This window comes from Streptomyces sp. SS8 (genome assembly GCF_054072955.1).
The window spans coordinates 78,197-103,249 of sequence record NZ_JBSVCZ010000009.1 but is presented as its reverse complement, the minus strand read 5'-3'; the positions used below and the strand labels follow the sequence as shown (position 1 = coordinate 103,249).

13 protein-coding genes and 2 pseudogenes are annotated in these 25,053 nt (G+C 70.2%); 6 read left to right on the top strand and 9 right to left on the bottom strand.

Going from position 1 to position 25,053, the window contains the following annotated elements:
- The first annotated feature begins 4 nt into the window (after positions 1-4).
- Complete coding sequence (locus ACW69E_RS11450; protein WP_457498066.1) at positions 5-868, top strand: DUF4253 domain-containing protein; 864 nt, start codon at positions 5-7, stop codon at positions 866-868.
- A gap of 111 nt (positions 869-979) precedes the next feature.
- On the opposite strand, the gene pulA is transcribed toward ACW69E_RS11450, so the two are convergent.
- From pulA to ACW69E_RS11415, 7 genes and pseudogenes are all read right to left on the bottom strand, one after another.
- A complete protein-coding gene (gene pulA / locus ACW69E_RS11445; protein ID WP_457498065.1) occupies positions 980-6,373 on the bottom strand; it encodes a pullulanase-type alpha-1,6-glucosidase in 5,394 nt (1,797 codons plus the stop codon).
- A gap of 207 nt (positions 6,374-6,580) precedes the next feature.
- Positions 6,581-7,954: pseudogene (locus tag ACW69E_RS11440) on the bottom strand (alpha-amylase); the annotation flags it as partial.
- A 448-nt stretch (positions 7,955-8,402) separates the two neighbouring features.
- A complete protein-coding gene (locus ACW69E_RS11435) occupies positions 8,403-9,509 on the bottom strand; it encodes a LacI family DNA-binding transcriptional regulator (RefSeq protein ID WP_457498064.1) in 1,107 nt (368 codons plus the stop codon).
- A complete protein-coding gene (locus tag ACW69E_RS11430) occupies positions 9,506-11,161 on the bottom strand; it encodes a glycoside hydrolase family 13 protein (RefSeq protein ID WP_457498063.1) in 1,656 nt (551 codons plus the stop codon). Before ACW69E_RS11430 ends, ACW69E_RS11435 begins: the two co-directional genes overlap by 4 nt.
- A gap of 58 nt (positions 11,162-11,219) precedes the next feature.
- Positions 11,220-12,146 (bottom strand): sugar ABC transporter permease, encoded by a 927-nt coding sequence (locus tag ACW69E_RS11425; RefSeq protein ID WP_457498062.1) that lies wholly within the window; start codon positions 12,144-12,146, stop codon positions 11,220-11,222.
- Positions 12,147-12,151: 5 nt separating this feature from the next.
- Positions 12,152-13,171: a carbohydrate ABC transporter permease gene (locus ACW69E_RS11420; protein ID WP_457498061.1), complete on the bottom strand. Its 1,020-nt coding sequence runs from the start codon at positions 13,169-13,171 to the stop codon at positions 12,152-12,154.
- A 38-nt stretch (positions 13,172-13,209) separates the two neighbouring features.
- Positions 13,210-14,490, bottom strand: a complete 1,281-nt coding sequence (locus tag ACW69E_RS11415) for an extracellular solute-binding protein (RefSeq protein ID WP_457498060.1) — start codon at positions 14,488-14,490, stop codon at positions 13,210-13,212.
- 239 nt (positions 14,491-14,729) lie between these two features.
- Here ACW69E_RS11415 and ACW69E_RS11410 point away from each other — a divergent pair, with 239 nt between their 5' ends.
- From ACW69E_RS11410 to ACW69E_RS11400, 3 genes are all read left to right on the top strand, one after another.
- Positions 14,730-16,067: an extracellular solute-binding protein gene (locus ACW69E_RS11410; RefSeq protein WP_457498059.1), complete on the top strand. Its 1,338-nt coding sequence runs from the start codon at positions 14,730-14,732 to the stop codon at positions 16,065-16,067.
- Positions 16,068-16,172: 105 nt separating this feature from the next.
- Positions 16,173-17,243, top strand: coding sequence for a LacI family DNA-binding transcriptional regulator (locus ACW69E_RS11405; protein WP_457498058.1), 1,071 nt, complete (start codon positions 16,173-16,175; stop codon positions 17,241-17,243).
- A 36-nt stretch (positions 17,244-17,279) separates the two neighbouring features.
- Positions 17,280-18,125 carry a phosphatase PAP2 family protein gene (locus ACW69E_RS11400; RefSeq protein WP_457498057.1) on the top strand — a complete coding sequence of 282 codons (846 nt, stop codon included), beginning with the start codon at positions 17,280-17,282 and terminating at the stop codon, positions 18,123-18,125.
- A 335-nt stretch (positions 18,126-18,460) separates the two neighbouring features.
- On the opposite strand, the gene ACW69E_RS11395 is transcribed toward ACW69E_RS11400, so the two are convergent.
- Positions 18,461-21,562: a bifunctional [glutamine synthetase] adenylyltransferase/[glutamine synthetase]-adenylyl-L-tyrosine phosphorylase gene (locus tag ACW69E_RS11395; RefSeq protein ID WP_457498056.1), complete on the bottom strand. Its 3,102-nt coding sequence runs from the start codon at positions 21,560-21,562 to the stop codon at positions 18,461-18,463.
- Positions 21,563-21,615: 53 nt separating this feature from the next.
- Positions 21,616-21,702 (bottom strand): annotated as a pseudogene (locus ACW69E_RS11390) (glutamine synthetase); the annotation flags it as partial.
- Positions 21,703-22,359: 657 nt separating this feature from the next.
- On the opposite strand from ACW69E_RS11390, the gene ACW69E_RS11385 reads away from it, so the two are divergent.
- Positions 22,360-23,301 (top strand): restriction endonuclease, encoded by a 942-nt coding sequence (locus ACW69E_RS11385; protein ID WP_457498055.1) that lies wholly within the window; start codon positions 22,360-22,362, stop codon positions 23,299-23,301.
- 284 nt (positions 23,302-23,585) lie between these two features.
- Positions 23,586-24,905, top strand: coding sequence for a DUF6602 domain-containing protein (locus ACW69E_RS11380; protein WP_457498054.1), 1,320 nt, complete (start codon positions 23,586-23,588; stop codon positions 24,903-24,905).
- The last annotated feature ends 148 nt before the right edge of the window (positions 24,906-25,053 follow it).

The window sequence follows — 25,053 nt, the reverse complement described above, 5'->3', positions numbered from 1 at the left end:
CGTCGTGACTCATGTGACCCGTGGACCGAGCACCAAGGCACCGCATCTGCGCTCGCTCGCGGCGTCGGCGGCGCTGCCGCCGGGCACGCTGGTCGACCGGACGGTGCTCGGCAGGCTGCCCGAGCCGCTGCTGTGGCGCGCCGACGAGCCCGCCGGGCCGGACGGCTGGGAGCGGATGCGCCCGGTGCGGGACGCCACCGGGCTGTGGCCCGTGCTGCTGGGCACGCACGTCCGGGGCACCGCGGTGGAGGACGATCTGCTGCCCCCGCCGCAGGACGGGGGCGGGGACGGCGGGACGGGCGGCAGCGCCGCGACCGGCGCCGGGGCGGCAGCCGCCGGTGTGCTGGCCGCCTGGTGGAGGCGGCACGCCGCGTGGGAGCCGGGCGGCCGGAAGGTAGGCGAGATACCGGCGCTGCGGCCGTACGGCAGGCGCCCGCCCGAACTCGCGCGCCCCTCGCGCGCGGGCGGCGATCCGGACGCGGCGGCGGCCGGGGCGGCCCGCGCGCTGGTGACGCGCGGCACCCTGCGGCGCCCGCGGATGGCCCTGGTCCCGGCGGCGCGGAGCGCGGACATACCCGCCGTCATCGGCTGGTCGGGCACCCTGGCATCCGGCGAGGACTTCGAGGGGTACGGCACGGTGCTGCGCTCCTGGGAGGAGCGTTTCGGCACGCGGGTGGTGGCGCTGGAGCCGGACGTGCTGCACCTGTCGGTGCCGGACCCGCCCCGCACCGCGGCCCAGGCCCTGCCGGTGGCGGCCGAGCACTACGCGTTCTGCCCCTGGGTGGTGCGGCAGGGCGCCGGATCGATCTCGCGCTACGCGGACAGATGGCTGACCGGCCGGAGTCTGTGGTCCTTCTGGTGGGACTGAGCACCGGCCGGCACGCCCGGCGGGCGGGCCGCGGGCAGGACGCGCCCCGGGGCGGGGCCGGCTGTCACCGGCCCCGCCCCGGGGTGTCTTCCGTCCACCGTCCCGCGCGGGTCACCGCGCGGCGAACACCGCCACCGTGCGCGGCGGCACCGTGAAGGCGCCCTTGTCCCCGTCGAAGGCGGCGCCGCGGACCACCTCGTCGGAGCCCTTCGCCTGCACCGGGTGCAGTGCGTAGGAGGTGCCGGCGAGCGAGGAGACGGTCTGCGTCCGCCGCTCGGGGGTGGCGTTGAGGACGACCACCAGATCGCGGTCGCCGCCCTTCAGGCGCATGGTGATCACGCCCGGGGTCTCCTCCTGGCCCGACAGCGGGAAGGACAGCACCCGCTGGACCCCGGCCGCCGTGGACTGGCTGAAGACCTCTTCCGTGGAGCGGATCTCCAGCAGGTCGCGGTAGGCGGCGGAGGCGCCCTGGATCTCCCCGCAGGAGGGCGAGAGGTCGGCCAGGGTCAGCAGCGGCTTCGCGTACGGCCACTTGTCCTCGTTGTCCCAGGCCGGCGGCAGCCCGCGGCCGAAGCCGTTGCCCGCCTCGCAGTTCCAGTGGACGGCGTTGTACCAGTCGCCGGAGTCGTAGGAGTTGCGGTCCAGCGACTTCGAGCGCAGCAGATCGCTGCCCGCCTGGCTGAGGGCCGGCCCCTGGGAGAGGGCGGCGGTGGCCATGGCGATCACCTGCATACGGGCCCGGTCGGCGGCCGGGGTGTCCCGGGGCAGCTTGAACGCCAGGGCGTCGTAGAGGGTCTCGTTGTCGTGGGCGTCGGCGTAGGCGAGCGCCTCGCCGGGGGCGGCGGCGTATCCGGCCGGTGAGCCGTTGTAGTCGACCTGCGAGCCGGTGACCCGCCTGCCGGAGGTGTCGGTGAAGGTGTAGTCGGCGAGGTTGCCGGACAGCCCGACCTTGATCAGGTCCTGGTAGTGCAGCAGCCGCTGCCGCTGTTCGGCCCGGCTGCCGTTGGCGTCCGAGGAGTTGGGGTCGGTGTACAGGCCGCTGGCGAAGCCCTGGACTCCGGGGTCGGCGTCGAAGGGGCCTCCGCCGCGCACCGCGTCGCGGGCCCGGTCGGAGAAGGTGGCGATGCCGGTGCCGGCCATGTTCTTCTGCGTGGCCTGGACGAAGCGGGCGTCGTCGGCGACCTCGCCGAAGTTCCAGCCCTCGCCGTAGAGGATGATGTTCCTGCCGTCGACGCCGTCCTTCTCGGGCGTGAGTGCGTCCAGCGCCTCGCGGACGGCCAGGATGTTGGCCTTGGGGTGGTGGCCCATCAGGTCGAAGCGGAAGCCGTCCACCTTGTACTGCTTCGCCCAGGTGACGATGGAGTCGACCGTGAGCTTGCCCATCATGGTGTGCTCGGGCGCGGTGTTGGCGCAGCAGGTGGAGGTGGCCACCGTGCCGTCGGCCAGCAGGCGGTGGTAGTAGCCGGGCACGATGCGGTCCAGGACGGACTGCTCGTCCTGCCCGGCGGCCATGGTGTGGTTGTAGACCACGTCCAGCACGACCCGCAGTCCGGCCTCGTTCAGGCTCTTGACCATCCTCCGGTACTCGACGGTGCGGGTGGTGCCCTCGGCGTCGGTGGCGTACGAGCCCTCGGGCACGGTGTAGTGCAGCGGGTCGTAGCCCCAGTTGTAGGCGTCCTTGTCGCGGATCCTCCCGATGCACTCCTGCTGCTCGCCGGAGTCGGCGGGCAGGGCCGCCAGGTCGCAGGCGGGCTCGGCCCTCCCGGCGGCGCGCTCGGGGATGGAGGCGATGTCGTACGAGGGCAGCAGGTGGACGTGGGAGGTGCCCGCGTCCGCCAGCTTCCCGAGGTGCTTCATGCCGTCGGCCGAGCCCTCGGTGAAGGCCAGGTAGCCGCCGCGGTGTTCGTCGCTCACCGTGGGGTCGGCGACGGAGAAGTCGCGGATGTGCAGTTCCTGGATCTGCGCGTCGCGCAGCGGGGTGGGGGCCGGCTTGTCCAGGCCCTTCCAGCCCCTGGGGGCCAGTTCCGGGTCGGACAGGTCGACGACCAGGCTCTTCTCGGAGTCGGTGGTCAGGGCGGTGGAGTAGGGGTCGGTGACCTTGTTGGTGACCAGCTTGCCCACCGAGGGCGCCCAGACCTTCACGTGGTAGCGGTACGGCTTGCCCGTCCAGCTCCGGTTGCCGCGCGCGCTCCACACGCCGGTGGCGTCGTCGCGGCGCATCCGCACGGTGCGGCCGTCCAGTTCGAGGGAGACCTGCTGCGCGGTGGGCGCCCACACCGACAGGGTGGGGCTGCCCTTGCGGTCGAAGACCGGGCCGAGGTCGGCCCCGGCCGCCTTCTCGCCGTAGAGGTCGTCCAGCACGCCGGGGATCTGCACCCCGGTCGCCGCCAGCAGCGCGCCCTCGGCATTGCGCTGGGTGGCGACGAGCTGGCCGCGCAGGGCGGTGCGCACCCGGTCGCGGTCGCGGGGGTCGATGCGGAAGGCCGGGTAGTCCTTAAGGTGCGGGAACCTCTCCTTCTGCGCGTCGCTCAGCCCGCCGGGCACGGGGTTCAGCCGCAGCCAGCGGCCCTCGTGGTTCAGGGCGCCGTCCTGGACCGCGATGGTGCCGCGAGTGTCGTAGGCGAGCTGCTGGCTGGTGGCGTCGGTGGCCTTGACCTTCCAGGCGACGGTGTCCCGGTCGATCCACTGGGCCTCGGCCGCGCCCAGGTCCAGGTCGGGTGCGCTGCCGGTGGTGGGCAGCAGGTAGCCGGGGGTGGCGGACAGCTTCCAGACCTCGCGGCCGTGGGTGGCGAAGTCCAGTGACTGGTCGGCGTTCTCGTCCTTGGTGTCGCCCTTGTGGATGATGTAGCTCAGCGAGGTCGCGCCCTCGGCGAGCGGCACCTCGAAGGTGACGCCGAAGGCGTCCTCCCTCACCGGCGTCAGCGGCCTGGACCAGTCGGTGGGCTCGGCGGCGCCGGTCCAGGTGTGCAGGCCCCAGCCGTCGTAGTCGCCGTCCGGGCGGTGGTAGTGCAGGACGGCCTTCTTCCCGTCCTGCGGCGGGTAGACGCCCTCGGGGCGCTCGGACAGCGTCTCGTCGCTGCCCTGCTCGACCCACACCTCGCCGGTCCTGGCCAGGTCGACGGTGCGCTCGGGACCGTCGTCCACACCGTCCTTGGTGACGGTGAAGGACACCTCGCCCTCGCCGTCGGCCGGCCTGACCCAGGCGAAGGCGCCGTAGGCGTCGCGGCCGGTGAAGTCGGCGGTCCGGTCGCCGGCGACCAGTTTCCAGCCCTCGTAGTCGCCGTCCGGGCGCTGGTAGTGGACGACGGCCCAGTCCCGCTCGACGGCCGAGGGCTTCTCGGGCGGCGGGGCCTGGCCGGCGGCCGAGGAGGCGGTGTCGGAGGCGGTGCGGCCCCTGGAGTCGACCACGACGGCCTTGTAGCGCAGCGGCGTTCCGGCCCTCACGTCAGGGCCGATGTGCTGGGTGACCTTGTAGGGGGCGTGGTCGGCGGTGCCGAGGGTCTGCCACTTCCCGTTGCCCGTCCGGGCGGCGAAGACGACGCGGTCCAGCCCGTCGCCGTCTCCTCCCCCGACGTTCGCGGTGATCTCGACGGTTCCGGTGGCGCCCGCGGCGGGGGCCTCCAGCTCGACGGTGGGCGCGGCGGCGGGGGCGGGCAGCGGCTTCGCCGCCTTGAACACCGCGGTGGACAGGGCCGGGACGGTGACGGTGAGCTTCGCGTCCGACCCGGTGCGCACGGTGGCGTCGCCGCCGTGGATCTGGCGGAACGCGGTGCCCGGCGAGCCGGTGGGGATCTCGACGGTGCGGGCCTTCTCACCGTTGTTGGCGGCGACGAGGTACTCGGTGCGCCGCTCGGCGTCGGTGCGGGTGAAGGCGTACACGCCGGGGCCGTCGCCGCTGTGCGCGTACCGCTCGGTCTGGACGCCGTCGCGCAGGGCGGGGTGCTCGCGGGTCAGCTTCGACAGGGCGGCGATGGAGCGGTACAGGGGGTGGGAGGTGTCGTAGGCGTCCTCGGCGTGGGTGCGGTCGGTGCCGATCCGGTCGTTCCTCTCCTCGTCCAGGTAGGAGGGCACCTTGGAGGCGAAGAGGGTCTGGCGGGCGTCCTGGTCGCCGCCGGTGCCGGTGAAGCCCTGCTCGTCGCCGTAGTAGATCACCGGGTTGCCGCGGCTGAGGAACATCAGCTCGTTGGCGAGCCCGGCCCGCTTGAGCAGCTCGGCGTCATCGGCGCCGGGGTTGTCCTGGCGCAGGAAGGCGCCGATGCGGCCCATGTCGTGGTTGCCGGTGAAGGTGACCTGCTCGTACGCGTTGGAGCGGCCGGTGGTGTAGCGGTAGTCCTGGGCGAACAGGTCCGACAGCTTGGCCGCCGGCCCGCCCTGGGAGGCGTAGGAGCGGGCCGCCTCCTGGAAGCCGAAGTCGAGGGTGGCGTCCAGCTTGCCGCGGGTGACGTAGGGGGCCATCTGGGCGGGGTCGGAGGAGTAGACCTCGCCGAACATGAAGAAGTCCTCGCGGCCCTGCTTCGCGGCGTAGGCGTCCAGGGCGGTGGCCCACTGGGTCCAGAACTCCATGTTGACGTGCTTGACCGTGTCGATACGGAAGCCGTCGATCCGGAAGTCCTTCACCCACCGCTGGTAGATCTTCTTCATGCCCTCGACGACCTCGGGACGCTCGGTCCACAGGTCGTCCAGGCCGTGGAAGTCGCCGTGCAGGGCGCTCTCCCCGGCGAAGGTGGAGTCGCCCCGGTTGTGGTACATCTGCGGGTCGTTGAGCCAGCCGGGGACCTTCACGTCCTTCTCGGCGGCCGGAACGACCGGGGTGCGCGGGAAGGAGTCGCGGCCGGTCCGCGGGAACTTCCCCCCGGCGGCGTAGTCGGCGTCGTCGAAGGGCTCGCCGTCCTCGGTGAGGTAGGGGAAGGCGCCCTTGGACAGGTAGGAGTAGGACTTCTCCTCGTAGTCCACCACGTCGGCGGTGTGGTTGGTGATGACGTCGAAGAAGACCTTCATGCCCTTGTCGTGGGCGGCGTCGATCAGCTTCCGCAGGTCGTCGTTGGTGCCGAAGTGCGGGTCGACCTGGGTGAAGTCGGTGATCCAGTAGCCGTGGTAGCCGGCGGAGGTGTTCTCCCCTTCACCCTGGACCGGCTTGTTCTTGAAGATGGGCGCCATCCAGATGGCGGTGGTGCCCAGGCCCTTGATGTAGTCGAGCTTCTCCGTCAGGCCCTTGAGGTCGCCGCCCTGGTAGAAGCCCTTGTGGGTGGGGTCGTAGCCGGTGGTCAGGCGGTCGCCCTCCAGCCCGCCGCGGTCGTTGGAGCGGTCCCCGTTGGCGAAGCGGTCGGGCAGGACGAAGTAGAACTGCTCCCGTGTCAGGTCGTGCCGGGTGGGCTCGGCGGCCAGTTTCGCGTCGGACGGCGGCGGCGGTGCGGCCTTGGCGGGGGCCGCCGCGGTGATGAGCGTCGCCAGGAGTGCGGCCGCGATGCTCGCGGCCACTCCTCTGCGCGCCAGGGGACCTGTCACGGGTCGCTCTCCTCGGGTGCGGTGATCTGTGCGTGGTGCGTGGTGCGTGGTGCGCGGTGTCGCGCTGCGTGTGGGGGATGACCTGTGGAGGGAGCCCTGGAGAGGGCCGTGGGCCGCCCGGCCCGGCGGCGGGGAAGTGGGCCGGGGTCCGGGCGGCCGGTTCTCGGAGCGGTCACGTGCGGCGCCGGGGCGCCCGGGGTGCTAGCAGCGGGAGCCGCCGCGCAGGGCTATGGCGGTGCCGGGGTTGAGGGTGGCGGTGAACTGGCCGGAGCCGTTCACGGTGACCTTGCCGCCGTTCTGGAGATCGCAGTAGGTGCCGCCCGGCAGCGAGGTCTGGAAGGTGCGGGAGATCGAGTACGTCTCGTGGTTGATGGCGACGTAGCCCTTGTTCCCGCGGCCGAAGGCGATGGCGTCGTTGCCGTTGTCCCACCAGTTGACGACGGCCTGCCCGCGCGTCTCGTTGCGGAAGGCGACCATGGAGGAGATCTCGCGCCAGGCGTGCTGGCACTTCCAGCCGTCCTGCCAGCAGGCGTTCACGTGGCCGCCGTTGGGCGGGCCGGCGTCGTAGTTGCTCCACTCGTAGCCGGAGTGGACGTCCGGGGCGCCGTACGGCCAGGCCAGCATGAAGACGTTGGCCAGGGTGTAGGCGGAGCCGTTCTTGTAGTTGAGGGTGTCACCGCCGCGCTCGGTGTCGTGGTTGTCCACGAAGACACCGGACTTGCCGGAGCTCATGTAGCCCCAGCCCTCGCCGTAGTTCTTGAGGTAGGCGAGCCTCTCGTTGTTGAACACGCGCTTGAGGTCCCGGGCGTAGCGGAACTCCTGCACATCGCCGTTGTTGAGGTACTCGGTGGGCGAGACGGCCTCGCCGGCGCCGTGGATCGCCTCCTGCTTCCAGTAGACGTTCGGGTTGTTCAGCTGGGACTTGATGGCCGCCAGGTCGCCGGCGGGCATGTGCTTGGCCGCGTCGATCCGGAAGCCGTCCACGCCGAGCGAGAGCAGGTCGTTCATGTAGGCCGCGATCCGGCTGCGGACGTAGGGCTCGCCGGTGTCGAGGTCGGCCAGGCCCACCAGTTCGCAGTTCTGGACGTTGTACCGGTCCTGGTAGTTGCTGATCGTGGACCGGCAGTCGTCCATGTCGGCACCGCTGTAGACGCCGGGGTAGTTGTACTTGGTGTACGACGAGCCGCCGGTGCCGGTACCGCTGCCCGCCGACATGTGGTTGATCACCGTGTCGACGACGACCTTCACACCGGCCGTGTGGCAGGTGTTGACCATGTTCTGGAACTGCGAGCGGTTGCCGAGCCGACTGGCGATCTTGTAGCTGACCGGCTGGTAGGAGGTCCACCACTGGCTGCCCTGGATGTGCTCCTGGGGCGGGGAGACCTGGACGAAGCCGTAGCCGGCCGGGCCGAGCCTGCTGGTGCACTCACGGGCGATCGAGTCGAAGTTCCACTCGAAGAGAACGGCGGTGACGTCCTTGGTCCCGGGCGGGGCCGCCTGTGCCGACCCGGGAACGATGATGAGCGATCCTGCCATGCCCGCGACAAGCGCGAGTGTGGCGGCTGCGGATCTCCTGGCCACGTTTCCTCCTGTGGGGGAAGCAGATGCGAGTGCCTGCCTGGGGGCAACGCGCCGCGCCCGTAAGGCGGTGGAGCAGTGAATGCTCTTGCTGCAAGAAGACTGAAAAAACCTGAAAGCCTTCGCGCAGGAGACCGTAGACGGGCCCCGTAAGGGCGTCAAGGCTTTGGACATCTCCGGGAAACACAGCCGCCGTCTCCGCGCAATCTCTTTCGCAAGAGATTGCATGGTGCTACGTTCAACCACACTCCCGGTCCGGCCGGCCGGGGGACCAGGCACATGGCCCCCACGCGCCCGGCCGGCCGGGCCGGGTTGCCCGCGCACCCCTGCGGCACACGCCGTTCCGCCGGACACACCGGACACACGCCGGGCGCCGGCGGGTGCCCGGCGGCGGGCCGTCAGGTCACACACCGCCGGGCGCCCGCCGGCGCCCGGCGGCATGTGCCCGTTCCTACGACGGCTGCGGCGGCGGGGCCGTCGAGCCCCTCACCACCAGCTCGGGCTGGAAGACGAACTCCGAGTACTGGACGGGGTTCCCCCCGATCTCCTCCAGCAGGGCGTTCACCGCCGCGCTGGCCATGGCCTTGACCGGCTGGCGCACGGTCGTCAGCGGCGGGTCGGTGAAGGCGATCAGCTCGGAGTCGTCGAAGCCGACCACCGACAGCTCGCGCGGGACCTCCAGCCCGCGCTGCCGGGCCGCCCGCACCACGCCCAGCGCCATCAGGTCGCTGCCGCAGACCACCCCCGTGCAGCCGGCGCTGATCAGCGCACCCGCCGCGGCGTGGCCGCCCTCCAGGGTGAACAGCGTGTGCTGGACCTGCTCGCGCACCCGCGCCGCGGGCACGCCCTGCTCGATCAGCGCCGCCGTGAAACCCTCCGCCTTGCGCCGCACGGGTACGTACCGGACGGGGCCGACCGCCAGGCCGATCCGCAGCGGGTCGTGGCCCAGGTCCACCAGATGACGTACCGCCATCCGGGCCGCGGCCCGGTCGTCGGGCGACACGAAGGGGGCGCTGACGTGCTCGTTGAAGCCGTTGATGAGCACGAACGGCACGCCCCGCCCGGACAGCCGCACATAGCGGCCCGGGTCCGCGGTGGTGTCGGCGTGCAGCCCGGAGAGGAAGACGATGCCGTTGACGCCGCGCTCGACGAGCTGGTCGACCAGCTCGTCCTCGGTGGCGCCGCCGGGCATCTGGGTGCACAGCACCGGGGTGTAGCCGTGTCCGGCCAGGACCTGCTCGATGACCTGGGCGAACGCCGGGAAGATCGGGTTGGTCAGCTCCGGGATGACCAGCCCGATCAGCCCGGCGCTGCGCTGCCGCAGCCGCACCGGCCGCTCGTACCCCAGCACGTCCAGGGCCGCCAGCACCTTCTGCCGGGTGCCGGCCGCCACGCCCGCCTTGCCGTTGAGCACGCGGCTGACCGTGGCCTCGCTGACCGAGGCCTGGGCCGCGATGTCGGCCAGACGGGCGGTTCCGGGGACACTGCCGGGGACGGCGCCCGCGGCCGGCCCCCCCTGCTGGGGGACCGGCGCGGGCGCCGTACCGGCCTCGGTCATACCTCCCACCAGACGGTGGTGTCGGCCGGGATCGCACCGCCCTCGTACTCGCCGCTGGCCAGCAGCACCCGGCCGGGCGCCGCGGACAGCTCCACGGGCCGGTCGGTGGTGTTGGCCGTGCACACCAGGTCGCGGCCGGAGCCGTCGGCCGCGCGGCGGCGGAGGGCCAGCACACCGGCGGGGAAGTCCTCCAGCCACTCCACGCTCTCGCCCGCGCCCAGCGCCGGATGCTCGCGGCGCACCGCCAGCGCGCTGCGGTACAGCTCCAGCGTGGAGGTGGGGTCACCGGTCTGCTCCTCGACCGACAGCTCGGCCCACTGCTCGGGCTGGGGCAGCCAGCTTCCGCCGGAGCCGAAGCCGTAGCTGGAACCGGTCCGCGTCCACGGGATGGGCACGCGGCAGCCGTCGCGCAGCCCGTCCTGGCCGTTGTCCTTGAAGAAGGACGGGTCCTGGCGCACCTCGTCGGGCAGGTCGGCGACCTCGGGCAGACCCAGCTCCTCGCCCTGGTAGACGTAGGCCGAGCCGGGCAGCGCCAGCATCAGCAGCGAGGCCGCGCGGGCGCGGGCCAGGCCGCCGCCGAGCCGGGTGCGGTGGCGCACCACGTCGTGGTTGGACAGCACCCAGGTGGTGGGGGCGCCGACCGGGCGCATGGAGTCCAGCGACTGGTCGATGACCTCCCGCAGCGCCTCGGCGTTCCACGCGGTGTTCAGGTAGTGGAAGTTGAACGCCTGGTGCAGCTCGTCGGCGCGCAGGTAGAGCGCGGTGCGCTCGGGGCTGGGCGTCCAGGCCTCGGCGACGCCGATGCGCTCGCCGGGGTACTCGTCGAGGATGCGCCGCCAGGAGCGGTAGATCTCGTGGACACCGTCCTGGTCGAAGAAGGGAAGCACCTGGTTGCCCAGCAGCTTCAGCTGTCCGGCCCGGCCCATGTCGGGCAGCCCGGCGGCCTTGACCAGTCCGTGGGCGACGTCGATGCGGAAGCCGTCCACGCCCATGTCCAGCCAGAAGCGCAGCACCGAGCGGAACTCGTCCCGCACGGCCTCGTTCTCCCAGTTGAAGTCGGGCTGCTCGGGGGCGAACAGGTGCAGGTACCACTCCCCCGGGGTGCCGTCGGGGTTCTTCGTGCGGGTCCAGGCCGGGCCGCCGAAGATGGACTCCCAGTCGTTGGGGGGCTCCTCGCCCTTCGGGCCGCGGCCGGGGCGGAAGTGGTAGCGGTCGCGCAGCGGCGAGCCGGGGCCCTCGCGCAGGGCGCGCTGGAACCACTCGTGCTGGTCGGAGGAGTGGTTGGGCACCAGGTCCACGATGATCCGCAGCCCCAGCTCGTGGGCGTCGCGGATCAGCGCGTCGGCGTCGTGCAGATCGCCGAACATCGGGTCGATGGCGCGGTAGTCGGCGACGTCGTAGCCGGCGTCGGCCTGCGGGGAGGCGTAGAAGGGGCTGAGCCAGACGGCGTCGACGCCCAGGTCGGCCAGGTAGGGCAGCCGCGCGCGGACGCCCGCCAGATCCCCCATGCCGTCGCCGTTCCCGTCGGCGAAGGAGCGGGGGTAGACCTGGTAGATCACCGCGTCGCGCCACCAGCCGGCCGGCTCTCCCGTGGCGTCCGTGCGGATGGCAGGGGCCGTGCCGGTGGCGGGGGCTGATGAGTGCTGGGTCATGTCATCCCTGGTGTCGTGAGTGGGGGGACGCGAGGTGCCGGACGGGTGGGGCGGCGGGTCAGGACTTGACGGCGCCGGAGGTCAGGCCGGCGACGAGGTGCCGCTGGGCGATGCCGAAGACGATCGCGGCCGGGACGGCGATGATCACCGCGGCGGCGGTCATCGAACCCCAGTCGCCCACGTACTGGTTGACGAAGGTCTGCAGGCCGCCGGCGAGGGTGAGGTTCTCCTCGCCGGTCATGAAGGCCGACGCGTAGGCGACCTCGGCCCAGGCCGTCACGAAGCTGTAGAAGCCGGTGACGGCCAGCCCCGGCTTGGCCAGCGGCAGGATCAGCCGCCAGAAGGTGCCGAAGGGGTTGAGGCCGTCCACGCGCCCCGACTCGTCGATGGAGACGGGGATGGTGTCGAAGAAGCCCTTCATCATCCAGGCGCAGAACGGCACCGCGATGGTGAGGTAGGTGATGATCAGCCCGACGGGCTGGTTGAGCAGGCCGAGCTGCGCCATCAGGTTGTACAGCGGCACGATCAGGATCGCCATCGGGAACATCTGCGTGATCAGCAGGGTCCACATCAGCGGGCGCATCCCGGGGAAGCGGAAGCGGCTGACGGCGTAGCCGGTGGTGGCGGAGATGAAAACGCCGAGCAGCGTGGTCGCCACCACGACCACCACCGAGTTCCAGAACCAGGTCAGGAAGTAGGTGTCGCCCAGGACGTGGGTGTAGTTCTCCAGCGTGAAGTTCTGCACCAGCGAGGTGGTGAAGGTCTCCGTCTTGGGCTTGAAGGAGGTCACCAGCAGCCAGAACGGCGGGAAGACCGCGGCCACGGCCGCGAGCAGCAGGCCCGCGTGCAGGGCGGCGGAGGCCAGCGGCCCGCGCTCGCCGCGCCCGCGCGCCCGCCGGGGCCGCCCGCCGCCGGCCGGCGGTACGGGCGCGGTGGTGGCGGGGTCGGGGGTCGTGGTCGCGGTGGTGGTTCCCGTGGTGTTCATCGTCGTCACCACACCTCTCCCTGCTTGCGGAGCGAACGGCGGTAGAACACCGCGAAGAGCATCAGGAGCAGCAGGATCAGCACGCCCCAGGCCGCGGAGGTGGCGAAGTCGCGCGGGCTGTTGAGGAAGGACAGCCGGTAGGCGTAGGTCACCAGGATCTCGGTGGAGTCGCCCGGCCCGCCGCGGGTGAGCAGGTAGATCACCGGGAACATGTTGAACGTCCAGATGGTGCTCAGCAGGACCACGGTGCTGCTGACCGAGCGGATGCCCGGCAGGGTGACGTTGCGGAAGCGCTGCCAGGCGTTCGCGCCGTCCACCTCGGCGGCCTCCAGCAGTTCCGAGGGGATGGCCTGGAGGGCGCCCAGCAGGGCGACGAGCATGAACGGCACGCCCAGCCAGACGTTCACGGCGATGACGGAGATCTTCGCCCAGGTGGGGTCGCCCAGCCAGGGGACGCCCTCGATGCCGCCGCCTTCCAGGATCCTGTTGAGGATGCCGTTCTTCTCGTTGAACAGCATCTGCCAGGCGAAGACGGAGACGAAGGCGGGGATGCCCCAGGGGAGGATGATCGCGATGCGGTACACCGCCCGGCCGCGCAGCTTCCGGTTGAGCATGGTGGCCAGCACCAGGCCCAGCAGGAAGGTCACGGAGACGCAGCCGACCGTCCACAGCACCGTCCAGCCGAGCCGGTCCCAGAAGACGTTGTCGGTGAGGATGGCCCGGTAGTTCTCGAGACCGATGAACTCGTAGGTGGCCTCGATCTCGTTGACGCCGATGGTGCGGGCGACGTTGGCCTCGTCCGCGTCCGTCAGGGACAGCCAGATGCCCCGGAACAGCGGATAGCCGATGATCACCCCGATGACGATCACCACGGGGGCCACCATGGCCCACGCGTACCAGTGCGTCGCCAGCGCGCGGCGCAGCGGTCCGGGGACCTTGCTGGACTTCTCGCCAGTTCCGCGGCCGCGGCCGCGGGCGTCTCCGCCCGCGGCCGGTGCCACCGACTGGCCGGTCTCGACAGCCATGGTCGTCGGTCAGCCTCTCCCTGAGCTCTTCCGGACCCTTACTTCCAGTCCCCGTCCTTGAGGAGCTTGGCGTACTCCTCGCCGGCCTTCTGAGCGGCGGCCTCCGGCTTGGTCTTGCCGGTCAGCACGTCGGCCATCTGGACGCGCAGCGGCTCGAAGAGGGAGTTGCCCTCGGCGATCCAGGGGCGCTCGACGGCCTTGTCCACGGCGGGCTTGAAGAACTGGACCATCTGGTTGTCCTGGACGGTCTTCTCCTCGTACACCGAGGTGCGCGTCGGCAGCAGGCTCAGCTCCTCGGTGGTGCGCTTCTGGACCTCGGCGGAGCTCATGTACTTGACGAACTCGTAGGAGGCGTCGAGGTTGTCGGAGCCGGCGTAGACGGAGTAGTTGTGGCCGCCCTGCGGGGCGCCCTGGCCGGCGCTGCCGGCCGGGACCGCGGCGACACCGAGGTTGTCCTCGTCGTCCTTGAACTGCTTGCCCGCGAGGGTGTCCTCGATGGCCCAGGGGCCATTGATCATCATCGCGACCTTGCCGTCCTTGAAGGACTTCTGCATGTTCTCCCAGCCGTTGGTGGTGTCCGTGGTCGCGGCCTTGGAGTCCACCAGGTCCTTGATCGCCTCGAACGCCTTCACGCCGGGCTCGTCGTCGACGGTGATCTTCTTCGCCTCGGCGTCGAGCATGTCGCCGCCCTCGCCGTACAGGAAGGGCAGGAACCAGTACGGGTCGTCGCCGCGCAGGTAGAACGGGGTGACGTCGTTCTTCTCGAACGCCTTCGCGGAGTCCTTGATGTCCTCGATCGACTGCGGGACCTCGACGTCGGCCTTCTCGAGCAGACCCTTGTTGTAGAAGAGGGCCAGGGTGTCGATGACCTGCGGCACGGCGTAGGTCTTGCCGTCGTACTGGGTGCTGCCCCAGGCCTGCGGCAGGTAGTCGTCCTTGTCGTCGACCGCGGCGGTGTCGTCCAGCGGGGCGAGGTAGCCCAGGCTGGCGAAGTCGGCCACCCAGGCGACCTCGGTGCGCATCACGTCGGGGGCGCCGGAGCCGCCGCCCGCGGCGTTCTTGAACTTGTTGCTGGCCTCGCCGAAGGGGACGTTGACGTACTTGACGTCGACGCCGGGGTGCTTGTCCTCGAACTCCTCGGCGACCTTCTTGTAGAAGCCCTTCTCGGCGTCGCCCGACGTGTCCCAGAACTCGACGGTGCCCGACAGTTCGCCGTTGGCGTTCTTCTTCTCGCCGTCGCCGCCGTCCCCGCCGCCGCAGGCGGTGGCCGCGAGCGCGATGGCCGCGACCAGTGCGGTGGTCCCTATGCCACGCCGCATGTGAACTCCTCCATGATCCGGTGCCCGTCTCGCGGGGGCACTGGCGTACTCCGCGCGGGCCGCGCGGTCGCGGCGCCGGGCTGACCAGGAACGTAACAGCGGTGCAATCTTTTAGAAAGACCTTGCGGCAACTTTCTGCAAACGAGTCTGCAACGGCTTCCGCAAGAAGTTGCGCTCCTGCTACCTTCCTCCGCGTTCCACTGCGGATCCTCCGCTTGAGGACAGACGGGAAGAGCACGATGGAAAGTCACATACACCCCGACACGTCCGATTCGGCCGGACGGGCCGGCCGGCGCCGCGGGGCCACCACCCTGGCCGCCGCCCTCTCCCTGGCCCTGACGGCCACCGCCTGCACGGTGCTCGGCGGCTCCGCCGGGGACGACGCCTCCGCCGCCTCCGGCAGCGTCACCTGGTGGGATACCTCGGGTGAGGCCGAGGCCCCGCACTTCGCGAAGCTCGTCGCCGCGTTCGAGAAGAAGTACCCGGAGATCGACGTCGAGCACGTCCCGGTCCCCTTCGACCAGGCCCAGCAGAGGTTCCTGGACGCCGTGGAGTCCGGCCGGGGCGTGCCCGACGTGCTGCGCGCGGACGTCGGCTGGACGATCGGCTTCGCCGCCGAGGGCCATCTGGCCGACCTCACCGGCACCCCCGCCCTGGACGCCGACATGTCCGGCTTCCTGCCGACCACCACCGCGAGCGTGACGCTGGAGAACGGCGGCGTCTACGGCGTCCCCCAGGTGACCGACACCCTCGCCCTGCTCTACAACCGCCGGATCTTCGAGGAGGTCGGGGTCAACCGCCCTCCGTCCACCTGGAAGGACCTCAAGGACGTCGCGCTGAGGATCAAGGAGGAGACGGGGGCCGAGGGCATCGTCCTCAACCCCGACCCCTTCTTCTCCCTGCCGTTCCTGTACGGCGAGGGAAGCGATCTGGTCGACGTCGGCTCCCGCACGATCACCGTCGCCTCCCCCGACTCGGTCCGGGGCGTGGCCGCCGCCGCCGATCTGGTCGCCTCCGGCGCCGCGCCCAAGCCCCCGGAGAAGGACGCCTACGCCGCCATGCAGAACGCCTTCAAGAGCGGCGAGGCGGCCATGATGATCAACGGCCCCTGGGCTACCGCCGACATCTTCTCCTCCCCCGAGTTCGAGGACCGCGACAACCTGGGCATCGCCGCCGTCCCGGCCGGCGGTTCGGGCACCGCGGGTTCCCCCACCGGCGGCCACAACCTCGTGGTCTCCGCGGAGGCGGAGAACCCCGACGCCTCCTACCTCTTCGTCAAGTACATGACCGACGCGAAGCAGCAGGAGAGCACCGCCCTCGCCCTGGGGCTGCTGCCGACCCGTACGGCCGCCTACACCGGCAAGGTGCTCTCCGACCCGGTGCGCAACTCCTTCTACCTGGCGCTGACCAAGGCCGTGGCCCGGCCCTCCCTCCCCGAGGGCGGACAGCTCTTCGTCGCCCTCCAGCCCCACTACACGGCCATCCTGCGCGGCGAGGAGACCGCCCGCGAGGGACTGACCCGCACCGCCGAGGAGTGGAGCGAAGGACTGCTGCCCGGCTACGGCGTCGAACGGTGACACCCCGGTTCCGCCCCCCGGCCCCGGGGGGCGAAACCACACCTGTCCGGACGAACTCCCGGGTACGGTGGGCAGTCGGACACATGACCGGTACAGTCCGGTGCTGTGACCGCACGGCTAGCTGACATCGCAGCCCAGGCGGGGGTCAGCGAAGCGACGGTCAGCCGCGTCCTCAACGGCAAGCCCGGCGTTTCCCCGGCCACCCGCGAGTCCGTCCTCGCCGCACTGGACCTGCTGGGGTACGAACGGCCCATGCGCCTGCGCCGGCGCAGCGCGGGGCTGGTCGGACTGATCACCCCCGAGCTGGAGAACCCGATCTTCCCGGCGTTCGCCCAGGTCATCGGACAGGCGCTGACCCGTCAGGGCTACACCCCCGTCCTGGCCACCCAGACCCCCGGCGGCTCGACGGAGGACGAGCTGACCGAGATGCTCGTGGACCGGGGCGTGGCGGGCATCATCTTCGTCTCCGGACTGCACGCGGACACCACCGCCGACACACAGCGCTACGAGCAGCTGCGCGGCAAGGGCGTGCCGTTCGTGATGGTCAACGGCTTCTCCCCCAGGGTCCGCGCGCCCTTCGTCTCACCGGACGACCGGGCCGCGATGCGACTGGCCGTCACCCACCTCGTCTCGCTCGGCCACGAGCGCATCGGACTGGCCCTGGGACCGGCCCGGTTCGTGCCCGTCCAGCGCAAGACGGAGGGCTTCACCACCAGCCTCCAGGAGCAGCTCGGGCTCTCGTCCGACGAGGCGGAGTCGATGGTCCGGCACTCGCTCTACACCCTGGAGGGCGGCCAGGCGGCGGCCGGCTCCCTGATCGACCGCGGCTGCACCGCCGTGGTCTGCGCCAGCGACATGATGGCGCTCGGCGCCATCCGGGCCGCCCGGCAGCGCGGCCTGGCCGTTCCCGGCGACGTCTCGGTCATCGGCTTCGACGACTCCCCGCTGATCGCCTTCACCGACCCGCCCCTGACCACCATCCGCCAGCCGGTGACCGCGATGGGCCAGGCGGCGGTACGGGCCCTGCTGGAGGAGATCGGCGGCACCCCCGCCCCGCACAGCGAGTTCGTCTTCCTCCCCGAGCTGGTCGTCCGCGGCTCCACCGCCTCCGCGCCTCAGGGCCCGGGGTCCGTCTCAGGGAGGACCGGAGGCGGTCAGGACCGCACCGGGGGATGATCGGTCGGGGTCCGGATTCTGGCAGACTGGCGCACCATGGGGGCTCCGATCACGAGGACGACAGAAGAAGCCAGAGTGACCACTGTCGCTCCGGCAGATGAACGCACGGTCGCTCCGGCTCCGCGCCGCACCGTCTCCCAGCGCATCCGCGCGCCCCGCAGGCCCCGGATCTGGTTCGAGATCACGCTGATCGCGGTCAGCTACTGGACGTACTCCCTGATCCGCAACGCCGTGCCGGAGCAGGAGGCGCAGGCCCTGCGGAACGCCGACTGGCTGTGGGAGGCCGAGCGCGCCCTGGGCATCGCCGTCGAGCAGTCCCTCAACCACGCGGTCAACGGCGTCACCTGGCTGATCGTGACGATGAACTACTACTACGCCACGCTGCACTTCATCGTCACCATCGGCGTCCTGGTCTGGCTCTACCGCAGACACCCGGGCCGCTACGCCGCCACCCGCACGGTCCTGTTCGCCACCACGGCCGTCGCCCTGCTCGGCTACTACCTCTACCCCCTGGCCCCGCCGCGGCTGATGGAGAGCGTGCACTTCATCGACACCGTCAAGGTCCACGGCACCTGGGGCTCGATGGCCTCGGGCGACATGGCCAGCGTCTCCAACCAGTACGCGGCCATGCCGTCGATGCACATCGGATGGTCGGTGTGGTGCGGCATCACCCTCGCCCTGCTGGCGGCGCCGCTGTGGGTGAGGATCCTCGGATGGCTCTACCCGGCCCTGACCCTGGTGGTCATCGTCTGCACCGCCAACCACTTCTGGCTGGACGCGGTCGGCGGGCTGGTCTGCCTGGGCATAGGCTACGCGGTCTCCTGCGCCTGGTACGGCGCCCCGGCCCACCGCCTCCCCCGCCTGGTCCCCACCTCACCCTGACGCAGACCCCCTCAGCCGCCCTCCCCGCACAGGGTGCCGACCACGCGCCCGCACCCGGACAACGACGGAAGAGAACCGGACAGAGACCACCCACCCGCACCCGGGCGACGGCGGGAGGGGACGGGGAGGGGCGGACGTTCCGGACACTCTGGGGTCCCCCATGCCGGAGGCCAGGGGAGTTATTTGCGGCCAATCACTGGTCCGGGCAACGGTGCACGGCAACGGCCGTAAATCATGCCGTCCGGAATGTCCGCCCCGGACCGGCCCCGACCCCCGCACGCACCCGGCCCCACCGGCGAACCCGCGCCCCAAGGCGCACCCCCAACGGCACCCCCTCACTCCACCCCGTAGAACAACCGGTCCACCACCCCCCGGGCACGCCGCGTGATACGCCGGTAGTCCTCCAGCATCTCGCCCACGTGCCCCGGCTCGTACCCCAGGTAGCGGCCGACGGCGGCCAGTTCGCGCGGCTCCGAGGGGAAGGTGTCGCCGGGCCGCCCGCGCACCAGCATCACCGCGTTGCGCACCCGGGTGGCCAGCAGCCACGCCTCGTCCAGGGTCGCGGCGTCCTCCTCGCCGATCAGCCCGGCCTCCCGCGCGGCGGCCAGCGCGGCGCGGGTACGGGTGGTGCGCAGCCCCGGCACCTTCGCTCCGTGGCGCAACTGCACCAGCTGGACCGTCCACTCCACGTCCGACAGCCCGCCCCTGCCCAGCTTGGTGTGGGTGGTGGGATCGGCACCGCGCGGCAGCCGCTCGCTCTCCATCCGCGCCTTGAGGCGGCGGATCTCCCGTACCGCGTCCTCCTCCAGGCCGTCCTCCGGATAGCGCAGGGGGTCGATCAGCTCGACGAAGCGGCGGCCCAGGTCCGCGTCGCCCGCCACCGGTTCGGCGCGCAGCAGCGCGTGCCGCTCCCACACCTGCGACCAGCGGCGGTAGTAGGTGCCGTAGGAGGCCAGCGTGCGCACCAGCGGGCCGCTCCTGCCCTCCGGCCGCAGATCGGCGTCGATGAGCAGCGGCGGGTCGGAGCTGGGCAGCTGCAGGAGGCGGCGCATCTCGCCGGCGACGGCGAGGGCCGCCTCGCCGGCCTCCCGTTCGTCCACGCCCTCGCGCGGTTCGTGGACGAACAGCACGTCCGCGTCGGAGCCGTAGTTCAGCTCTCGGCCCCCGAAGCGCCCCATGCCGATGATCGCGAAGCGGGTGGGCAGGGTGTCGCCCCAGCGTGCGTCCACCGCCGCCCGCAGGGCGCCCGCGACGGTCGCGGCGTTCAGGTCGGACAGCGCCTCCCCCACCCGGTCCACGGCGGCCGCGACGCCCTCGGCACCACCCACCGCACCACCACCCGAACCACCCCCGGCACCACCACCCGAACCACCCTCGGAGCCGTCCTCCGCCCCACCACCCGAGGCGCCCTCCACACCCCCGCCCCCCGCCTTGTACGCGCCGATGACATCGGCGGCGGCGGTACGGAACAGCTCGCGCCGCCGCACCCCGCGCACGGCGGTGACGGCCTGCTCGGGCCCGTCGGCCCGGCCGACGGCCGCCAGCGCCTCCTGGGTCAGCGCCTCCCGGCCGCGCGGCCGCAGCCCGCCGGGGTCGCCGAGCAGGGCGACGGCCTCGGGGGCGCGCAGCAGCAGGTCGGGGGCGAGCCGCCCGGCCGACAGCACCCGGGCCAGGTTCTCCGCGGCGGCCCCCTCGTCCCGCAGCAGCCGCAGGTACCAGGGCGTCTGGCCGAGCGCGTCGGAGACCTTGCGGAACCCCAGCAGCCCGGCGTCGGGGTCGGCGGAGTCGGCGAACCAGCCCAGCAGCACCGGCAGCAGGGTGCGCTGGATGGCGGCCTTGCGGCTGACCCCGGAGGTCAGCGCCTCCAGGTGGCGCAGGGCGGCGGCCGGGTCCGCGTAGCCCAGTGCTTCCAGGCGCTGCCGGGCGGCGCCGGCCGACAGCCGCACCTCCCCGGGCGCGAGCTGGGCGACGGCGTCCAGCAGCGGCCGGTAGAAGATCTTCTCGTGCAGCCGCCGCACCACGGCCGCGTGCCGCTTCCAGGCGCGGGTCAGCTCGGCCACCGGGTCCTGGCGGAAGCCCAGGCAGCGTCCCAGGCGGCGCAGTTCGGCCTCGTCCCTGGGCATCAGATGGGTGCGGCGCAGCTTCTGGAGCTGGATGCGGTGCTCCAGGACGCGCAGGAACCGGTACGCGTCACCGAGGGCTGCGGCGTCCTGGCGGCCCACGTACCCGCCCGCCGCGAGGTCGTCGAGCGCGGCCAGCGTGGTGGGGCTGCGCAGGGCGGTGTCGCTGCGCCCGTGTACGAGCTGGAGGAGCTGGACGGCGAACTCCACGTCGCGCAGGCCCCCGGGGCCGAGCTTGAGCTCGCGGTCGAGCTGCGCGGCGGGGATGCCGGCGACCACGCGGCGGCGCATCTGCTGCACGTCGGTGACGAAGTTCTCCCGCTCGGCGGCCTGCCACACCATCGGGGCCAGGGCCTCGACGTACTCACGGCCCAGTGCCGGGTCGCCGGCCACCGGGCGGGCCTTGAGCAGGGCCTGGAACTCCCAGGTCTTGGCCCAGCGCCGGTAGTACGCCAGGTGGCTGGACAGGGTGCGCACCAGCGGGCCGTTGCGGCCCTCGGGCCGCAGGTTGGCGTCCACCGGCCAGATGGTGCCCTCGGCGGTGGTGTCGGAGCAGATCCGCATCATGCGCGCGGCGAGCCGGGTCGCGGCGCGCAGCGCCTCGCTCTCCCCGTCGCCGTCCCCCGCCGCTCCCCCGGCGGGCTCGGCGACGAAGACGACGTCCACGTCCGAGACGTAGTTGAGCTCGCGTCCGCCGCACTTGCCCATCCCGATCACGGCCAGCCGGCACGCCCGCGCGTCCCCCGGCTCCTCGCGCCCGGCCATCGCCAGGGCGGCGCGCAGGGTGGCGGTGGCCAGGTCGGCGAGCTCGGCGGCGGTCTCGTCGACCGTCGTGGTGCCGCGGACGTCGCGGGCGGCGATGGTGAGCAGGGCGCGGCGGTAGGCCACGCGCAGCTCGTCGGGGCCGTCCGCGCCGGCGAGGGCGGCCTCGAACTCCTCGACGCCCGGGTGGAGGTCGGCCGTCTCGTAGGAGTGGAGGGCCTGCCAGTCCTCCGGGTGGCCCGCGAGGTGGTCGCCGAGCGCCTCGGAGGCGCCCAGCACGCCCAGCAGCCGGTCGCGCAGCGGCTTGGCGGCCAGCACGGTGCCCAGCAGCGTCTGCCGCGCGGCGTCGTCCGGCTGGGCCTCCACCATCCGGACGAAGGACAGCAGCGCCTGGTCGGGGTCGGCGGTGGCGCCGAGCGCGTCGAGGAGCACCGCGTCGTCGCGAACCCGGGTCAGGGCGGGCGAGTCCAGCAGGCGGACGGCCGCCCCCGGATCGGTGAACCCGCGCCGTACGAACCGTCCGAACCGGCTGTCCCGCCGACCGCCCTGCACCACTGTGGCCTTGCCTCTCGCCGCTGCCGCCGTACCGCCCCGCGTCCCGTGCCCCGCTACAGCACCGGCAGGGACTTGCGCAGTTCGAAGGCGGTGACCTCGGAGCGGTACTCCTCCCACTCCTGCTTCTTGTTGCGCAGGAACTCGTGAGCCACCCTACGGTTCTGCGCGAGACCCCACACGAGCCGCTGTGACCAGCCATCGTACGGTCGTCGTCGGTCGTCGTCGGCTACCCCGGGCCGTCCCCTGACGGCCCACAGACGGCCCAACCAACACGCGCAGACCAACTGACTGCCGCCTTACAAGTTCGATCACCGGCCTGCATGGCCTGCTCGGCTCTCGCATCTCCAGCAGCTCTTGGTCTTCCTGCGACTCCCTCGGTCTGCTGCTGTCCGGGGACGTTGATGTCGACTGGTGATGTCACCGCGCTTCATCACCACTTTAGGAGAGAGGCGGGGTGATCTCGCGTTTGAGCTGCGGTTCCATCAGCCGAGGAAGTAGGCGGCTACTCGACCGCAGGGCGACGGCGTTGACCGTGGCTGACTCCTGCATCTGGCACGGTTGTGGCACGAACCTCAGCCGACGACAGCCAGCCAGCCACGACGGCGGGTGCGCCAACCAACCGGGCGCGCGTGTGCCTCGCTGCACCCCCACCAGTATCAGCCACGCTGTTCTACGCGGCCGAGGGGCAAGCCGCATGACGCATCATCCAAGGAGGTGAAGGCCGCATCAACGGCCGTTACCGCGCTACCGTGTTGAGATGGCGGTACGCCTGAATGGGGCTTGAGGAAGAGGGGGCTATGCCACAGAGCGCCAGCAGCAAAAAGATCAACCCGCGTGCTTACATCGCTCTGGCCGACGCGCTTACGGTGATTTTCTGGAACAAACCACCCTTTGAGCGGTATCTCCGGGGGATGCTGCAAGACCACAGCGAGCTTCTGGCGCGGCTCGATTTCAGCACCACCAAGCGTGAGACCTCTGGCCACCTGGTCGATCTCCTCCGGGCCAATGAAGCCCGGTACCGGGACCTGACCATCAAGCTCATGCTCGACATCGCGGAGATGAAGCGGTTTTCGAATCTAGAGCAGCAAGTAGATCGGGACGAGATGGTGGCCCGTGCCGAAGCCGCCGTGGCCGAGCTGCGCGAGTGGACCGAGCACCAGCGGTCCGTCATCCAGGAGTACGAAAACCACGCAGCCACCATTGTCGATAGTGCCAGGCAAGCCGAGCAGGCCCGGCTGTTCAACGCCGACCATGAAGCCCTGAAGCTACGCTTCTTCGAGATGCACACGTCCAGTAACCCGCACCGGCGCGGCACCGACTTCGAGGACTTCATCAACAAGCTGTTTGGGCTGTACGACCTCGAGCCCCGGGCGTCATATAGCCTTGATCATGAGCAGATCGACGGCGCGTTCACTTACGCCACTGACCACTACGTCCTTGAGGCCAAGTGGTGGAAGGAGGCCATTGGCCGCCGGGAGCTGGATGTTTTCAAGAACAACATCGAGCGCAAGGGTAAGAACACGCTGGGCCTGTACATCAGCATGAGCGGCTTCACCTCAGATGCCCTGGCCGTCTACAGCTACAGCACACCCTTCATCACGATGGACGGCAGTGACTTCATGGCGGTCCTAGAGCAGCGCATCCGCCTAGACGATCTGATCGCTCGCAAACGCCAGCACGCCAGCCAGACCGGCCACTGCTACCTGCCGGTGTCGGCCATCTTCTCGGGTACTGACTGACTGGCCGGTTTAGACCACCTTGATGGCCACGTCGAAGCCCTCGATCTCGCCAGCCACCCAAGATTGGGGCGCACAGATTCCCGAAGCCGGCTCCGCTGATACTAGGGCGGCTATATCATTCCGCCCTATGCACGGTGAAGGGCGGGTCGATTGATCCTGCGTTTGTTCTTGTGATTAGGGGGTTGGCAGAGCTATTTTACACCAAGAGGCTTCGGCGCTGGCGATCACAGTCTCTCAAGCCCACGCCACATCCCACCGGTATATTAGATTGTAAGTGAGATTCTATGATTCGCACGGTTGCCGACCTTCTTTCAGGAATTCTCCGAGACGAGTTGCCTAAACTCGACAGCTCCCCCGTAAAACATGCCCCTACCATTGGAGACATGTACGAGGGCTTGTCTTCCGAGCTGCTGAATCGCGCCCTTCCGGATGGCTTGGGACTACGGATAGTGTCCGGATTCGCTCGTGATGGCCGAGGATGCTTGTCCGGTCAACTTGACTGCATGATCGTGCGGGGCGAGGGGGAACAAGTGCCATACACTGACTCGCACGTGTGGCACGTCAAAGACATCATTGCCGTCATCGAAGTTAAAAAAAGGCTTTACTCGGCCGAGCTTAGTGATGCGTTCGCTCAGCTTAGATTGGTGAGCGAAATAGAGGACTCGTATTACCGAAGCGGTGACGAGGAGTTGGATGGCCCTGATTACAGCCTGGCCCCGTCGATTAGAACGTTTGCCGAGATGACGGGCCGGGTTGCCTGGGACGCTGAAGGGCCAGCCGCGCTTCCCTATGAAGAGGAGGCTCTACTTCACGCACTTGCCCTGGAGCAGGTGACCGCGATTCGTGTCATTCTAGGGATGCACGGATTCAAGAGTGAGCGATCATTCCGGTCGTCAATGGTCGACTACCTTGAGCAAAATATTGGCAATATTGGATTCGGTCCGACGAATTTCCCCCAATTAATTATTTCGGGGGGATACTCTCTAGTGAAGACTAATGGGCGACCCTTTATGGCGCCTCTGGTGGATGGGTGGTGGCCTTTTTATTTCTCCACGCCAGAAAATCCACTGAGGCTACTCTTGGAATTTATCTGGACACGACTAGATGAAATGTATGGATTCGGTCAGCAGCTTTGGGGAGAGGATCTTGAAACGGAAGTCGGCAGGAATCTATTGAGCTTCCGCGCCGCATGCGTCGACGGAAGGAAGGGCTGGCAAGTCCAGGCGCATCAGGTTGATGATGAAACCCTCAACGAGATTCCGGCAACGAAGCAATGGGGTCCGGAATTCATCGGATTTGAGGAGTACGCCATACTCCTGATGCTCTGCCAAGGAAAAGAAGTTCGTTGCGACGATCCTGCAATACTGTCCTGGCTAGAGTCTCGCGGCGTTGAGATTGATGACGTGCGCAACCGCCTGCTGGAGACTCGTCTTGTCGCCTCCTCCGGGGAGATGCTAAAACTCATTACGAAGGAATGTGGGCTAGCAATTCTCCCGGGGGGTGAGTATGTCGCCGCAGAAAATAGCACAGGCCGCTTGAATCGTTGGCTCTCTCGCCGAATCGAGGATTTGAGCGAAGATGCCTCTGGTGAAGAATTGGCGTGAATTCTCCTACTGTAGGTCGGTGGAGCGGCTTTGGGCTGGAGCTGCTTTGGGTCGAGCGATCATGGCCCCCGCAAGCTTTTGGCGAGTCGGGCAGTCTGTTGACCTGCCCGTTGCAGCACGACGTCGAGGCTAAAGCCGTGGAGCCGAC